Genomic DNA, 14,311 nt, shown 5'->3' with positions numbered 1-14,311 from the left:
CCACCTGCCGGCTGTCGACCACCTGCTCGCTGTCTAGCTGCGCCGCTTGAACCAACCGGTGAGACTGAAGCGCTCGCGCTGCGCGGGCTCCACCTCATGCAGAAACCGGGCGCTGAAGAAGGTCACTAGGCGACCGCCTTCGGGGAAGATTAACTCGCTCAGCTCAGGGCGCTCCGGATCGGTGTAGAGACGCAGCGCGCCACCGTCCTGTGCCTGCCAGGCATCATTCAGATAGAGGATGCAGCTCAGTGTGCGCTCGCCGATGCCGCGAAATTGATCCAGGTGCTTGCGGTAGTAGGTACCGGGTGGATAGACGGCTAGGTGCGCCTCAAGCGCGTAGAGGCCAAGGAACAGGCTGCGGTTGATCGCCAGCCGCAGCTGCTCGAGCTGGCTCCAATAGAGGCGCTGCGCAGCGCTGAGCTCATTCGGGTCGAGCCAATCGACCCGGTCGGTTCTGACCTCGTCGCGCAGTTCGAGATCCTCGCCGCGGCCGACGCCGGCGCGTCGGAAGCGTCCGGCCTGCCAGCGCTGTTGCGCCTCATGGCGGAGTTGGCTGATGTGCAGTGGGGCGAGGAAGCTATCGGTCAGGCACCAACCTTGTTCGGCGAGGGTGGCGGCGATCTGCTCGGCGGGCTCGGGTGGTTGTTCGGGCGGCAGGGAAGAGGCGGGATGAGCCAAGTGCGCGGGACTCGGTGAGAAGGGATGCCGAAGTCTGCGCGCAATGTTGCGGTGGGTCGAGCGATTTTGCCGCAGCTGGGTGCGCGATCGGCGCTGATCGCGGCCCGTTCGATGGCTGACGCCTAGGCCGCAACCAGCAAGGATGGCGCTGATCTAGCCGGCGGTCTGCTTGGCGCCGATCAGCTCGATCGGATAGCCGTCGGGATCTTTGACGAAGGCGATGATGGTGGTGCCAGCGTTCATCGGGCCCGCCTCGCGGAGGATCTCGCCGCCTTGCGCCTTGATGCGCGCGGCAGCCTCATAGACATCCTCGACCTCGATCGCGATATGACCATAGGCATCGCCGAGCTCATACTGCTCGACGCCCCAGTTGTAGGTCAGCTCGATGACGGTGTGCTCGGACTCATCACCGTAGCCGAGGAAGGCTAAGGTAAACTCGCCGGCTGGATAGTCTTTCTGACGCAGCAGCTTCATGCCGAGCAGCTTGGTATAGAAGTCGATGGAGCGTTGCAGGTTGCCGGTGCGGAGCATGGTGTGCAGGATGCGCATGGTGATCTTGGGACCTCGTTTGCTGATTGCTCTGCGAGAAGTTGGGGATGATCATGGCGTCTTTGAACTCACAGAGGACCCCTGATGGGCACTGGAAAATTGTTTGTAACGGTCTTCGTTGCGGTGTTGCTCGCCAATGCACTCACGGCGCTGGCGTTGTTCGGTGCGCGAGGCCTGCTGCCTGCTGTTGGATTGCCAGCGCTCAGCATCGCGTCGCGCGACGCTGCCGAGTCGAGCACAGCAACCGCGCCGAGCGAGGAGATTGCCAGCCGCTGGGTACCGGCGATTCAGGAGCGCATCCGCCAGTTCTGGGTGCACCCGGCTGGTACCTGGGAGGGCAACGCCCCAGTCGTCAATGTGCAGCTCGAGCCGGGCGGCAAGGTGATCACCAATCAGGTGAGGATCATCACCAGCAGCGGCAACCCGATGTTCGATCAGTCTGTCGTCAATGCGATCTACGACGCCTCGCCTTTGCCGGTGCCGAGTGGGTCGGACTTCGAGCCGTTCCGCGACTTTAATCTGGTGCTGCGCCCCTGACGGGAGCGTTCATCCAGCTCAGGTGTTTGCCAATCTGGTGCAGAGGCTTGCACCAAGGCGAGGGTGATTGCTCAGGTTTGGTGCATTGCTCCTCGATCAGCGCTCCTGTGAGTCGATCTTGTCCTTCAATATCAGTCGGTTGTTTTCCCTGGTCTGGAATTTGCTTAATGCCGCTAGGCGGCAGCTCTGGCCGACCACTGATGCTCTAAGACTCACCATGATTAGGAGACACTGGATGATTGCGATCCCGTCTTTCAAACCCCTGCTGCTCAGTGCCGGTATCGCGCTCGGGCTGACCGCGTCGCTGTCCGGATTCGCCGAAGACGCCGCGCCCGCAGCGGATCAGGCCAACGATGAGACCATCAAGGTCGGTGTGCTGCATTCGCTCTCCGGCACCATGGCGATCAGCGAGACGACGCTGAAGGATACGGTCCTGATGCTGATCGATGAGCAGAACGAGAAGGGTGGGGTGCTTGGTAAAAAGCTCGAGGCGGTGGTGGTTGATCCGGCCTCGGACTGGCCGCTGTTCGCTGAGAAGGCGCGTGAGCTGCTTCAGAAAGACAAGGTCGCTGCCGTGTTTGGCTGCTGGACCTCGGTGTCGCGCAAATCGGTGCTGCCGGTGTTCGAGGAACTGAACGGCCTGCTGTTCTATCCGGTGCAGTACGAGGGCGAGGAATCGTCCAAGAACGTCTTCTACACCGGCGCGGCGCCGAATCAGCAGGCGATCCCAGCGGTCGATTATCTGAAGGACGAGCTGGGCGTGGAACGCTGGGTGCTGGCCGGAACCGACTACGTGTATCCGCGCACCACCAACAAGATCCTCGAGGCCTATCTGAAGCAGAATGGGGTGGCCGAGGAGGACATCATGATCAACTACACGCCGTTCGGGCATTCCGACTGGCAGTCGATCGTCGCCGACATCAAGAAGTTCGGCTCCGAGGGCAAGAAGACGGCGGTGGTCTCGACCATCAACGGCGATGCCAACGTGCCCTTCTATAAGGAGCTGGGCAATCAGGGTATCTCGGCCGAGGATATCCCGGTCATCGCCTTCTCGGTTGGCGAAGAGGAGCTTTCAGGCATCGACACCGGTCCGCTGGTCGGCCATCTGGCGGCCTGGAACTACTTCATGAGTGTGCCGACCGATGAGAACGAGGCCTTCATCGAGACCTGGCATGAGTTCATCGGCAATCCGAAGCGGGTCACCAATGACCCGATGGAGGCACACAAGATCGGCTTCGATCTCTGGGTGCAGGCGGTCGAGAAGGCCGGCACCACCGACACCGATGCGGTCGAGAACGCCATCGTCGGCTTGACCACCAGCAATCTGAGTGGCGGGACTGCTAAGATGCTGCCCAATCATCACATCACCAAACCGGTGCTGATTGGTGAGATACAGGATGATGGTCAGTTCGCGATCGTCTACCAGACCGAGGAAGAGGTTCCTGGCGATGCCTGGTCGGACTACCTGGAAGGCTCCAAGGATCTGATCGGCGATTGGACAGACCCGATTAACTGTGGCAACTACAATACCAAGACGAAAAAATGCCTTGGCAGCGTGCAGGTTGCAACGGAGTAGTTTTGAGAACCAAGGCGTCTAGAAGCGAGGCGTCTAGTACCGTGGCGTTGAGAGACTAGAGGCAGCGGCCGGCGTTTGCGCCGACGCCGCATTTGATCCGAAGCCAGGGATGGCGCGCTGGTCACCCCAGTTGCCGGAACGTCCTGATCCGAATGACGCGGCAGCGTTCACCCCTTAGATGACCTCGTGCGGTTGATGAGCCCTATGTCCAGGTTTGTGTTTGGCGGCAGTGGCCCTGCTTTGGCGATGGCGCTTGGCTTCTTGCTGTTGCTGATGACAGCCACAGCCACTGGCGCTGACGATAGCCAGCCAACCGATCCCGCCAGAGACCCGACAGCGAAGCTCACAGTGGATTCGGTGGACGAGTCGATCCCTGGCCTCGTTGTCGACGCGGGAGCCAATGTCGCAAACGACATGGCTGCGAGCGCGGCACTCGAGCCCGCAAAGACTGTGATTGCCGAAGCCAGGGCCGAGGAATCTGAACCGGACCCGGAAGCAGGGTCTGATTCGGAGCGAATCAGTGTGTTGCGCGAGCGCGTTTCCCAGCTGACAGATCCCTCGTTCAAGGTCAAAGAAGCCGCAGCTCAAGCCATCGCCGAAACTGGTGAACCGCGCGCGATCCCGCTGTTGAAAGCGCTGCTCGCAGGGGATCTCTATTATCGAAAGGACGATGATCGCATCGTCTATGTAGCGCCGGCAGGCAGCAGCGGCTGGGCCTTGACCGATGCGCTGAGCGGCGAGGCCCTCGGTGAGGTTGGGCGCCGTGATGTGCGCAAGATCACGGTCAACAATCGGATGCGCAGCGCCTTGCGGACAGCGATTGCGGCGCTGACCCTGGCCAGCCCAGACCCGGCGCTGCGCATGCGGGCAGCGCGCGAGATGGTTGGCAGTGATGATCCGGTGGTGATCAGCGCTGTGCGCACACAGCTTGCCATGGAAGACGTCCCGCAGGTGATGGAGATGCTGACCTTGGTGGTCGCCATCGCCGATCTCAAACAGCCGGATCTGGACAGCCGCTTGGCAGCCATCGAGGTGCTGCATGGCAATCTCTATCCGCAGGCACGCAATGCGCTAAACGGCTTGCTGCAGGTGGAGCAAGATCCTGGGGTTCTCGCCGCGACCAAAGCGGCGCTGGATGCGATCGATCGCAAGCGTCAGCTCAACAGCAGCATCGAGACCCTGTTCTTCGGCCTCAGCCTCGGCTCGGTGCTGGTGCTGGCGGCGATCGGGCTGGCGATCACCTTCGGCGTCATGGGCGTGATCAACATGGCCCACGGCGAGCTGATCATGATCGGCGCCTACACCACCTATTTGGTGCAGCAGGCGATGCCGGGCCTCACTGACTGGTCGCTGTTGGTGGCGGTGCCGGCGGCCTTCCTGGTCTCTGGTGCCTTTGGCGTCGCCATCGAGCGTACCGTCATCCGCTTCCTCTACGGGCGACCTCTGGAGACCCTGCTGGCCACCTTCGGTATCAGCCTGATCCTGCAGCAGTTAGTGCGCACGACCATCTCAGCACAGAACGTGATCGTCCAGAACCCGAGCTGGATGAGTGGCTCACTGCAGCTCAATCCGGGGCTCGCGTTGACCTATAACCGGCTCTACATCCTGCTCTTCTCGTTGATCGTGTTCGCGCTCTTGCTGCTGGTGCTCAAACGCACTGCACTTGGCTTGCAGGTGCGGGCGGTTTCACAGAACCGTGCCATGGCGCGTGCGATGGGGGTGCACTCGGCGCGGGTCGATGCGCTGACCTTCGGGCTCGGCGCTGGTATCGCCGGGGTTGCCGGCGTGGCGCTGTCGCAGCTGACCAATGTCGGTCCCAACATGGGCCAGGCCTACATCATCGATTCCTTCATGGTCGTGGTGTTTGGCGGTGTTGGCAATCTCTGGGGCACCCTGGTCGCGGGTATGACGCTGGGAATCGCCAATAAGCTGATGGAGCCTTGGGCTGGCGCCGTGCTGGCCAAGATCCTGGTCTTGGTCTTTATTATCCTGTTCATCCAGAAGCGCCCGCGCGGACTCTTCCCGCAGCGGGGCCGTGCCGCGGCGGACTAAACGATGTCACTCATCGCCTTGTCGCCCTGGACGCCCCGGCTGGCAACGCTTGGGGAGTCGAGAACGAAGACTAACGAGGCCGGGCGCCGTCCGGCGAACTGATTGAGACCGGATGAGAACCTTCAACATGGGCCTGTTGCAACCACTCAAGGGCGATACCGGCGGCCAGATCATGCTGGCGGTGCTGGCGCTGATCGCCGTTCTGGTGCCGATCCTGAACCTGCTGGTACCGGAGGCCAATCCGCTGCATGTCAGCACCTTCACGGTGACCCTGCTCGGCAAGTATCTGACCTATGCGCTGCTCGCGGTGGCGGTCGATCTGGTCTGGGGCTATCTCGGGATTCTCAGCCTTGGCCATGGCGCCTTCTTCGCCCTCGGCGGCTATGCGATGGGCATGTACCTGATGCGCCAGATCGGCGATCGCGGGGTCTATGGTGATCCGCTGCTGCCGGATTTCATGGTCTTCCTCGACTGGCAGCAACTGCCCTGGTTCTGGCAGGGCTTCGATCAATTCTGGTACGCGGCGTTGATGATCCTGCTGGTGCCCGGGCTGCTCGCGTTCGTCTTCGGCTGGCTGGCGTTCCGCTCGCGCGTCACTGGCGTCTATCTCTCGATCATCACCCAGGCGCTGACCTATGCGCTGATGCTGGCCTTCTTCCGCAACGAGATGGGCTTCGGTGGCAATAACGGTCTGACCGATTTCAAGGATCTGCTCGGCTTTAATCTGCAGGCCGATGGCACGCGCATCGGGCTGTTCCTGGCCTCGGCGTTGGCGCTGGCGCTCGGTTATTGGGCTTGCCGTTGGATCGTGACCTCGAAGCTCGGGCGGGTCGCGGTCGCGGTGCGCGATGCCGAGTCGCGGGTGCGTTTCATCGGCTATCGGGTGGATCGGGTCAAGCTGGCGATCTGGACCTTCTCGGCGGTGTTGGCGGGTATCGCCGGCGCGCTTTATGTGCCGCAGGTCGGCATCATCAATCCCGGCGAGTTCTCGCCGTTGAATTCGATCGAGTTGGTGGTTTGGGTGGCGATCGGCGGACGCGCGACCCTCTATGGCGCGGTCATTGGCGCGGTCTTGGTCAACTATGGCAAGACGGTCTTCACCGGCGCCTTCCCCGAGGCCTGGCTGTTCGTCCTCGGTGGGCTGTTCGTGCTAGTGACGGTGTTCCTGCCCGCAGGTATTGTAGGACTGCTAAAGAGGCTGCGGCGGCGCCGGGCGGAGCCAGCTGCACTGCAGGAGACGAGCGCATGATCTCCACGAACGAGCTGCCTTCAGATCGCGAACCGGCTGCGAACGACAAGCAGGCTCCGGGCAGCGAAGCGGGGAGCCAAGCGAACAGCGCGAAAACCAACTCCGGTCGCGGCTCGAGCCGCGATCTGCTCCGCAGCGATCAGACCTTCGACTTCAGCGGCCCCAAGCAGGTCTGGCAAGGCTTCGGCCAGGACTTCAAGGAGCTGACGCGGCGCGATCGGCAGTTCGACTTCATGATCCGCGCCAAGGATCTGGAGCTGGATGTCAGTCATGGCCTGATCCTCTACCTCGAAGGACTCAACGTCAGCTTCGACGGCTTCAAGGCGATCAACGAGCTGAATCTCTACGTCAATGCCGGCGAGCTGCGCTGCGTGATCGGTCCAAACGGCGCCGGCAAGACGACGATGATGGACATCATTACGGGCAAGACGCGGCCGGACTCGGGTAGCGCCTTCTTCGGTCAGAAGATCGACCTGCTCAAGCTGACCGAGCCAGAGATCGCCGAGGTCGGCATCGGCCGCAAGTTCCAGAAGCCGACCGTGTTTGAGCATCACAGCGTGTTTGAGAACTTGGAGCTGGCGATGGCGGCGGACAAGCGCGTCTTTCCGACGCTGCTTGCTCGCCTGAGCGGCGCGGAGCGCGATCGTATCGACGAGGTGCTCGGCATCATCGGCCTGCAGGAGCACGCTCAGCGCGAGGCCGGCGCCCTCTCGCATGGCCAAAAGCAATGGCTTGAGATCGGCATGCTGCTGATGCAAGATCCGCATCTGCTGCTGGTCGACGAGCCGGTCGCCGGCATGACTCACCAAGAGATGGAACGCACCGCTGAGTTGCTGACCTCGCTGGCCGGCAAGCATACGGTCGTTGTCGTCGAGCACGATATGGACTTTGTGCGCTCGATCGCCAAGCGCGTGACCGTGCTGCACCAGGGGTCGGTGTTGGCGGAGGGCAGCATGGATGAGGTGCAGAACGACCCGCGGGTGGTTGAGGTCTATTTGGGAGAGTGAACGGCCTGGCATGCGGCTTGGTTACATGGCGCCGAGACGCCGCTGGACTATGAGGCGTTTCCGGATCGCTGTCCTTGGAGCCAGGATCAGATCCTTGGGGATCATTGGCCAGCATGATCATGAAATCAAGAAGCCCAATTCGAGCCCGAGCAAGCTGTTCAACCACCCGTCACGGGTGGAAAGAAGGCCACCTCATCACCATCGGCAACGGCGTTGTCTGGGCGCGCCATCTCTTGATTCACGGCGGTAAGGACGCGCTGTTCTTCTGCGAGCGCCTGCTGCCAAGGCTCGCCACGCCTGCGCAGATAGGCCCTCAGCTCGGCCACGGTTGCACCTGAGGTTGGCTCGAGTTCTTCCGCATCGATTCCGAGACGCTCGCGGAGGCTGGCGAAGTAGCGTAATTGGATCATGGTGAGCGTCTTCCTCAGATTTCAGGCCTCAGGCCTCTGAACCCACAGGCTCTGGTGACCGGGCACCAGCTCAGCGAACGGCAGGAAGGCGACCGGATCAGCGATGGCGATGGTTGCATCCGGCGGGATGATGACCAACCCATTCGCCCAGGTCAGCGAGCTGAGCGCCGCCGACGAGGTGCTGTGGAAGCGCTGTACCCTAGCCTGGCCGGTTGCATCGATCTCCAGTCGCGCACGCTGATAGTCGCGCCGCTTGACGGGCTTGTTGAGCGCAAAACCCGCCGGTAGCCAGAGCGGGGTCGGGAGTTTGGCATCCTGCACGCCTTGCATGCGCTCGATGAACGGCCGTGCGAGCAAGCAGAAGGTGACGAACAACGAGACCGGATTGCCAGGGCTGCCAATGAATGGTGTACCGCCGATATGACCGAACGCAAGCGGTTTGCCGGGCTTCATCGCGACGCGCCAGAGGTCGAGGCTGCCGAGCTGCTCGACCGCCGGGCGCACATGGTCCTCTTCACCCACCGAAACGCCGCCGCTGGCCAAGACCAGATCCGCCTGTTCGGCGGCGGTGCTGAGCGCGGCAACGGTTGCCTCTCGGTCATCCTTGACGATGCCGAGATCGATCACCTCGCAGCCGAGCGCCTGCAGCAAGGCACGAAACAGGAACCGGTTCGAGTTGTAGATCTGGCCCGGTGCCAAGGGCTCTCCGGGCATCACCAGCTCGTCACCGCTGGCGAGCACGGCCACGCGCAAGCGGCGATAGACCCGCAATTGTTCGGCGCCGACGCCAGCGGCAAGGGCGAGATGCTGGGGTGCGAGGCGGGTTCCGGCCGCGAGTACCTGCGAGCCTGCTTCGAGTTCCTCGCCCCGGCGACGGATGTTGGCGCCGGCGGTGATCTCGGCGTTGACGCGCACGCGATCACCCTCCTGCTCGCAGACCTCCTGCACGACGACGGTATCGGCACCCTCGGGCACCGGCGCGCCGGTGAAGATGCGCGCGGCAGTCCCCGGCGTCAGCGGGGTGCCGCATTGGCCAGCGGCGATGCGCTGACTCACCGGCAGCCATCCGTCGCTGGCTTGTAGATCGGTGACGCGCAGGGCGTAGCCGTCCATCGCGCTGTTATCCCAGCCCGGCAGATCGGTGCTACTGAAGAAAGGCTCCGCGAGCACACGTCCGAGACAGTCTGCGGTCGGCAGCATCTCGCTGCCTTCGATGATGCGGGCGGCCGCGAGCAGCTGGGCTGAGGCCTCCTCGACGCTAAGCGGCTTGGTCAGCGGCGTTGCCGACAAGCCCTGGCCTGGCTCGCAGTCGTTTGGACTATTGACGGACGAGCATCCTGAGGTGGAATCAGGCGCGCCTTGGTTGATCTTGCTGGTCGCAGCTCCCTCCAGCTGGGCAGCTTCCACCGCCCCGCGGCCGTCAGTCGTCGCTTTGGCCATGATGATCAGCGCTCGCTGAAGCGGGCAATGAGCTGGGCGAAGTTGCAGGGCCGGGTGCGGCTGTCCAGCTGTGGCTGCAGGATCTGCTCCCAGGCGGTGCGGCAGGCGCCGGTGGAGCCGGGCAGGCAGAACAGCAGCGTGCCGTTCGCAATACCGGCAACCGCGCGCGATTGCACAGTTGAGGCGCCGATCTCTTCGAACGAGATCTGCCGGAACAGCTCGCCAAAGCCGTCGATGGCCTTATCGAACAGTGGAGTGATCGCCTCTGGCGTGCTATCGCGACCGGTAATGCCAGTTCCGCCAGTGCTGATTACCACCTGCACCTCGGGGTCGGCGATCCAACGCGAGAACAGCGCGCGCAGCTGGTAGACGTCGTCCTTGCAGATCACCTGGTCGGCGAGCCGGTGGCCAGCGGCGGTGAGCTGCTCGCGCAGGTAGCTGCCCGAGGTGTCATTGTCGGCAGTGCGGCTGTCGGAGACCGTGGCCACGGCGATCGGCAGCGGCAGAAAAGGGGCGTCGTTGGGGGTTCGGCTCATGCGGAAGGGCTCATGATCGGTACTGAGAAGCACGTTTCGAGGCTCATCTGGGGCTTTCGCAGTGTATCGCAACTTGATCGGGGCCATTTCCAGGTGAACGGTCACACCGCGGTCGGTGGCAATCCAGTGACAGGCGGAGCGCTTGCACCGCGCTCGGCCGCCGGTTGCGAGACACGCCATGCCTGCGCGCTTGTCGCGATGAGCGTCCGGGGTCGTGCCGCGATCACAGCCAACGCGGGATTAAGATCAACGCCCAGATCGTCGCCGCGAAGCTGATGCTCATGAACACCGCAGCCGAGGCGAGGTCCTTAGCGCGTGCTGAAAGTTCATTGCGCTCTAAGCCAATGCGATCGACATTGGCCTCGATCGCTGAGTTGAGCAGTTCGACCACCGGCACCAGCAACAGGCTGCCGACCAGCAGGGCGCTCTCGACCGGCGACTCGCCCAACCAGAGCCCCAGCGGGATCAGAAAGATGAGGACGAAGACCTCCTGACGAAAGGCCTCCTCCAGCTCGTAGCAAGCCTTGAAGCCCTTCATCGAGTAGCCGAAGGCGAACAAGATGCGGCGCCATCCGCTGACAGTGTGGTTGGCCATGGTCGCGTATCGATTTCCTGTTGATCTTGACGGTCTTGTGTAGCTGTGCCGACCCTGTTTTGCGTCTCGGGCGGCCTCGAACATCCCTTTGCCTGCTTGGTCCGCTGGAGGCCTCATCAGGCTAGCCTGGTCTGACCTTGTCTGACCTGATCTAACGGCAGCATCAAGGTTGGAGGCCCTGGCCGCCATACAGTGGTCGCCATAAGCTGGAACAGGCTGGGTGATCAGGCTCTCCTAGGCATTGCCCTCAAAAGGCTTCCAGGCGACATCCAGCTGACGCGCGGCGCGCACGTCATCGAGTCGACGCACCGGCAGGCTGTGTGGCGCCTGCTTGACCGTCTCCGGCTCCTGTTCGGCCTCGGCGCGGATCTTGATCATCGCCTCGACGAAACCATCGAGCGCCTCCTTGGGCTCGGTCTCGGTCGGCTCGATCAGCAGGCATTCCGGTACCAACAGCGGGAAGTAGGTGGTCGGCGCATGATAGCCATAGTCGAGCAGTCGCTTGGCGAAGTCCATGGTGTTGACGCCGAAGTCCTTGGCCTCTTTCTTCAGCGTGATGATGAACTCGTGACTGGCGCGCCGCTCCGGGTAGGCGAGCTGGAAGCCGGCCGCGCGCAGCCGCGCCTGCAGATAATTGGCGTTGAGCGTGGCGAATTCCGAGACCCGGCGCATGCCCTCGGCGCCGAGCAGTCGGGCGTAGATATAGGCGCGCAGCAGGATGCCCATGTTGCCGCCGAAGGCGGTGAGGCGGCCGATGCTTTCGGGGCGGTCGTCCTCGTCGAGCCAGCGATAGCGGTCTCGATTGCTGCCGTCGCCATGACCATCGTCATCAACCTGTGCGACGAGTGGGATCGGCAGATAGGGCTCGAGCCGCTTGGAGACCCCGACCGGACCGGCACCCGGCCCGCCGCCGCCATGCGGGGTCGAGAAGGTCTTGTGCAGGTTCATGTGGATGACGTCGAAGCCCATGTCGCCTGGCCTGACCTTGCCGAGGATGGCGTTGAGGTTGGCGCCATCGTAGTAGAGCAGGCCGCCGGCCTCGTGCACGGTCTTGGCGATGGCTTGGATGTTGCGGTCGAAGACGCCGACGGTGCTCGGATTGGTGAGCATGATGCCGGCGGTCTGGGGGCCAACCACCGCGCGCAGGGCGTCGATGTCGACATCGCCGTTGCGGCCGGTCGGTACCTCGCGCACCTCGAAGCCGGCCATGATCGCCGAGGCCGGGTTGGTGCCGTGAGCGGCGTCGGGAACCAGCATCTCGCGTCGGTCGTGATCACCGCGCGCGTCGTGATAGGCGCGGATCATCATCACCCCGGCCAGCTCGCCCTGGGCGCCGGCCGCGGGTGCCAGCGAGACCGCGTGCATGCCGGTGACGCTCTTCAGCATGTCTTGTAGCTCATGCAGGCAGGCCATGATGCCCTGGCTATGGGTCTCGGGTGCGGCGGGATGGCGCGCCAGAAAGCCGGGCAGCGAGGCGAGGCTGTTACAGGCACGCGGGTTGTACTTCATGGTGCAGGAGCCGAGCGGATAGAAGTGCGTGTCGATGGAGAAGTTCTGCTGCGACAGCCGGGTATAGTGGCGCACCGCCTGCAGCTCGGAGACCTCGGGCAGGGCGGCACGCTGCTTGCGGCGCAGTGCTGGCGGTAGAGCGCTGTGGTCGGCAGGCGCGAGCGGCGCTTGCGCGGTGGCGCGGCGGCCAGGGCGGGAGTGTTCTTGGATGAGCATGGCGGTGTGTGTGAGCAGTGAGTGATTAGGAGTGAGCAGTGAGTGATTAGGAGAGAGGAGTGAGTGATATAGGAGTGAGTGTTTAGTGGCTGTCTGGTGTTTGTTTCCCGATGATCGGCGGATGGTGGCGCTGACATTGGGACGCAATGGATGGACGCTGTTCTAGGCCGCTTTGGCGATGGCCAGGGCGCTCGCTAGGGCTTCGCGATAAGCAGCGATCGCATCCGACGATTAGGCAAAATGAGCAACGGCGACCGGCTTTGGTGTAGCGAACGTCGCACGATGTTGTTTGATCCTCTCAATCTCGTGCATGGTTTCTGCAGTCATGTAGCTCTCGCCACAGTGCGGACAAGTGATGACCGGAACGTCTTCGATGATCAGGAGCCCGTTACCTTTACCATAGCTCCGGGTCACCCTTCGGATAACCACTCCAGAACCACCGCAGATAGCGCACATTTCACTCATCATAGATCTCTCGAAAAACAGTGACGATAATCAGCTTACCGGTCGGACCAAGTTTGACCACCTCTTCGGCAGCATGCGTCGTGACGACATAGTGCTTCTTTCGCACGCATTCCCTGATGTGCGAGAGCGTTGGCTTCATTGATGCCGTTGGCCGATGCTAACGGCCCAATGCTGCAAGTCCATGGCGCGAGATACCGATTGTGAGTCGTTAAGAAACGAAACCTAAGGAAACGAAACCTAAGGAAACGAAGCATTCGTTGGATTTGCAGCTTGGCGCGCTTCTCCTGCATTCAGGGAGCTAGGCCGCTTTGGCGATGGCCAGGGCGCTGGCGAGCGCCTCGCGATAGGCGGCGATCTCGGCATCGGTGCGCTTCTCGGTGGCGCAGACCAGCACCGCAGAGCCCAGCTCCGGATACTCCCGCCCGAGATCGAAGCCGCCGAGGATGTCCTGCTCGGCGAGCCCGGCGAGCACCGTCTCGGTCGGCGCTGGCAGACGCAGGGCGCGCTCGTGGAAGGCGAGGCCGCTAAAGATTGGCTCGACGCCCGGCACCTCGCACAGCTGTTGTGCCAGTCGGACGGTGTTGGCATGGCAGGCGGCGGCGACGCGCTCAAGGCCTTCGGCGCCGAGGATCGCCATGTGGATGGTCGCCGCGGTGACCAGCAGGCCCTGGTTGGTGCAGATGTTCGAGGTCGCCTTGGAGCGGCGGATATGCTGCTCGCGCGCCTGCAGGGTGAGGGTGTAGCCGATCTTGCCGTCGAGGTCTTCGGTGCGTCCGGCAATACGGCCGGGCAGCTGGCGGATGAAGGCCTGCTTGCAGCAGAGAAAGCCGAGATAGGGGCCGCCGGAGGCAAGCGGCATCCCCAACGGCTGGCCCTCGCCGCAGGCGATATCAGCGCCAGCCTGGCCCCAGTCGCCCGGCGGCGAGAGCAGGGCGAGGGCGACCGGATTCACCACGCCGATCACCAGCGCATCGCGTGCCTGGGCCCAGTCGGTGAGGGCATCGACCTCCTCGAGCACACCGAAGACGTTGGGTTGTGGCACCACCAGCGCCGCGAAGGGCTCATCGGCGACGGCCTCGCAGTTGGCGACTCGCGTCTGTCCACTGCGCTTGTCGAAGTCGACCTCAACTAGCTCGATGCCTTGATGCTGGACGATGCTGGCGACGGTGCGCCGATAGAACGGATGCACCGTGCGCGGCATCAGCACGCGCGGGTTCTTGACCTTGCGATTGGAGCGCACCGCCATCAGCACGGCTTCAGCTAGCGCCGAGGCGCCGTCGTAGAGCGAGGCGTTGGAAACATCGAGCCCGGTCAGCGCGGTCATCATCGACTGGAACTCGTAGAGCACCTGCAGCGTGCCCTGGCTGGCCTCGGCCTGGTAGGGCGTATAGGCGCTGTAGAACTCGCCGCGGGTGGTGATCTGCCAGACGGCCGCGGGGATGTGGTGATCATAGGCGCCGGCGCCGATGAAGCAGGTCGGCTCACCATCGGC

General features: G+C 63.0%; 14 protein-coding genes. 5 read left to right on the top strand and 9 right to left on the bottom strand.

All coding sequences use genetic code 11. The annotated features are described in order from the left end of the window. Window positions 1-33: 33 nt before the first annotated feature. Both VBE63_RS10540 and gloA read right to left on the bottom strand, forming a co-directional pair. A complete protein-coding gene (locus VBE63_RS10540) occupies window positions 34-678 on the bottom strand; it encodes a 2OG-Fe(II) oxygenase (RefSeq protein ID WP_323682984.1) in 645 nt (214 codons plus the stop codon). A gap of 153 nt (window positions 679-831) precedes the next feature. After that, window positions 832-1,227 (bottom strand): lactoylglutathione lyase, encoded by a 396-nt coding sequence (gene gloA / locus VBE63_RS10535; protein ID WP_323682983.1) that lies wholly within the window; start codon window positions 1,225-1,227, stop codon window positions 832-834. Between the two features lie 84 nt (window positions 1,228-1,311). On the opposite strand from gloA, the gene VBE63_RS10530 reads away from it, so the two are divergent. From VBE63_RS10530 to urtD, 5 genes are all read left to right on the top strand, one after another. Beyond that, window positions 1,312-1,764, top strand: coding sequence for an energy transducer TonB (locus tag VBE63_RS10530; RefSeq protein WP_323682982.1), 453 nt, complete (start codon window positions 1,312-1,314; stop codon window positions 1,762-1,764). 235 nt (window positions 1,765-1,999) lie between these two features. Continuing rightward, on the top strand, window positions 2,000-3,340 hold the full coding sequence (gene urtA, locus VBE63_RS10525) for an urea ABC transporter substrate-binding protein (protein WP_323682981.1): 1,341 nt from the start codon (window positions 2,000-2,002) through the stop codon (window positions 3,338-3,340). Between the two features lie 204 nt (window positions 3,341-3,544). Then, a complete protein-coding gene (gene urtB, locus VBE63_RS10520) occupies window positions 3,545-5,392 on the top strand; it encodes an urea ABC transporter permease subunit UrtB (RefSeq protein WP_323682980.1) in 1,848 nt (615 codons plus the stop codon). 112 nt (window positions 5,393-5,504) lie between these two features. After that, window positions 5,505-6,641, top strand: a complete 1,137-nt coding sequence (urtC, locus tag VBE63_RS10515) for an urea ABC transporter permease subunit UrtC (protein ID WP_323682979.1) — start codon at window positions 5,505-5,507, stop codon at window positions 6,639-6,641. Between the two features lie 233 nt (window positions 6,642-6,874). After that, window positions 6,875-7,648, top strand: a complete 774-nt coding sequence (urtD, locus tag VBE63_RS10510) for an urea ABC transporter ATP-binding protein UrtD (protein WP_323683013.1) — start codon at window positions 6,875-6,877, stop codon at window positions 7,646-7,648. A gap of 158 nt (window positions 7,649-7,806) precedes the next feature. On the opposite strand, the gene moaD is transcribed toward urtD, so the two are convergent. From moaD to gcvPA, 7 genes are all read right to left on the bottom strand, one after another. Continuing rightward, window positions 7,807-8,058 (bottom strand): molybdopterin converting factor subunit 1, encoded by a 252-nt coding sequence (gene moaD / locus VBE63_RS10505; RefSeq protein ID WP_323682978.1) that lies wholly within the window; start codon window positions 8,056-8,058, stop codon window positions 7,807-7,809. 21 nt (window positions 8,059-8,079) lie between these two features. Further along, on the bottom strand, window positions 8,080-9,498 hold the full coding sequence (glp, locus tag VBE63_RS10500) for a gephyrin-like molybdotransferase Glp (RefSeq protein ID WP_323682977.1): 1,419 nt from the start codon (window positions 9,496-9,498) through the stop codon (window positions 8,080-8,082). A 5-nt stretch (window positions 9,499-9,503) separates the two neighbouring features. Beyond that, a complete protein-coding gene (gene moaB / locus VBE63_RS10495) occupies window positions 9,504-10,034 on the bottom strand; it encodes a molybdenum cofactor biosynthesis protein B (RefSeq protein ID WP_323682976.1) in 531 nt (176 codons plus the stop codon). A 223-nt stretch (window positions 10,035-10,257) separates the two neighbouring features. After that, on the bottom strand, window positions 10,258-10,629 hold the full coding sequence (locus tag VBE63_RS10490; protein WP_323682975.1) for a diacylglycerol kinase: 372 nt from the start codon (window positions 10,627-10,629) through the stop codon (window positions 10,258-10,260). Between the two features lie 234 nt (window positions 10,630-10,863). After that, window positions 10,864-12,354, bottom strand: a complete 1,491-nt coding sequence (gene gcvPB / locus VBE63_RS10485) for an aminomethyl-transferring glycine dehydrogenase subunit GcvPB (RefSeq protein ID WP_323682974.1) — start codon at window positions 12,352-12,354, stop codon at window positions 10,864-10,866. 231 nt (window positions 12,355-12,585) lie between these two features. After that, window positions 12,586-12,810, bottom strand: coding sequence for a type II toxin-antitoxin system MqsA family antitoxin (locus tag VBE63_RS31350; protein WP_416274535.1), 225 nt, complete (start codon window positions 12,808-12,810; stop codon window positions 12,586-12,588). A 307-nt stretch (window positions 12,811-13,117) separates the two neighbouring features. After that, window positions 13,118-14,311, bottom strand: a 1,194-nt coding sequence (gene gcvPA, locus VBE63_RS10480; protein WP_323682973.1) for an aminomethyl-transferring glycine dehydrogenase subunit GcvPA, incomplete at its 5' end; no start/stop codon positions are given.

The sequence above is a fragment of the Lamprobacter sp. genome, assembly GCF_034860625.1.
Taxonomy (GTDB): Bacteria; Pseudomonadota; Gammaproteobacteria; order Chromatiales; family Chromatiaceae; genus Lamprobacter.
The sequence above is the reverse complement of the archived record's forward strand: the minus strand, read 5'-3'. Positions and strand labels throughout refer to the sequence as shown.

Coding starts and splice junctions, on each gene's coding strand:
- VBE63_RS10490 (WP_323682975.1), bottom strand. CDS start 10,629: ATGGCCAACCACACTGTCAGCGGATGGCGCCGCATCTTGTTCGCCTTC.
- gloA (WP_323682983.1), bottom strand. CDS start 1,227: ATGCGCATCCTGCACACCATGCTCCGCACCGGCAACCTGCAACGCTCC.
- urtA (WP_323682981.1), top strand. CDS start 2,000: ATGATTGCGATCCCGTCTTTCAAACCCCTGCTGCTCAGTGCCGGTATC.
- gcvPB (WP_323682974.1), bottom strand. CDS start 12,354: ATGCTCATCCAAGAACACTCCCGCCCTGGCCGCCGCGCCACCGCGCAA.
- moaD (WP_323682978.1), bottom strand. CDS start 8,058: ATGATCCAATTACGCTACTTCGCCAGCCTCCGCGAGCGTCTCGGAATC.
- urtB (WP_323682980.1), top strand. CDS start 3,545: ATGTCCAGGTTTGTGTTTGGCGGCAGTGGCCCTGCTTTGGCGATGGCG.
- glp (WP_323682977.1), bottom strand. CDS start 9,498: ATGGCCAAAGCGACGACTGACGGCCGCGGGGCGGTGGAAGCTGCCCAG.
- urtC (WP_323682979.1), top strand. CDS start 5,505: ATGAGAACCTTCAACATGGGCCTGTTGCAACCACTCAAGGGCGATACC.
- urtD (WP_323683013.1), top strand. CDS start 6,875: ATGATCCGCGCCAAGGATCTGGAGCTGGATGTCAGTCATGGCCTGATC.
- VBE63_RS10530 (WP_323682982.1), top strand. CDS start 1,312: ATGGGCACTGGAAAATTGTTTGTAACGGTCTTCGTTGCGGTGTTGCTC.
- moaB (WP_323682976.1), bottom strand. CDS start 10,034: ATGAGCCGAACCCCCAACGACGCCCCTTTTCTGCCGCTGCCGATCGCC.
- VBE63_RS31350 (WP_416274535.1), bottom strand. CDS start 12,810: ATGTGCGCTATCTGCGGTGGTTCTGGAGTGGTTATCCGAAGGGTGACC.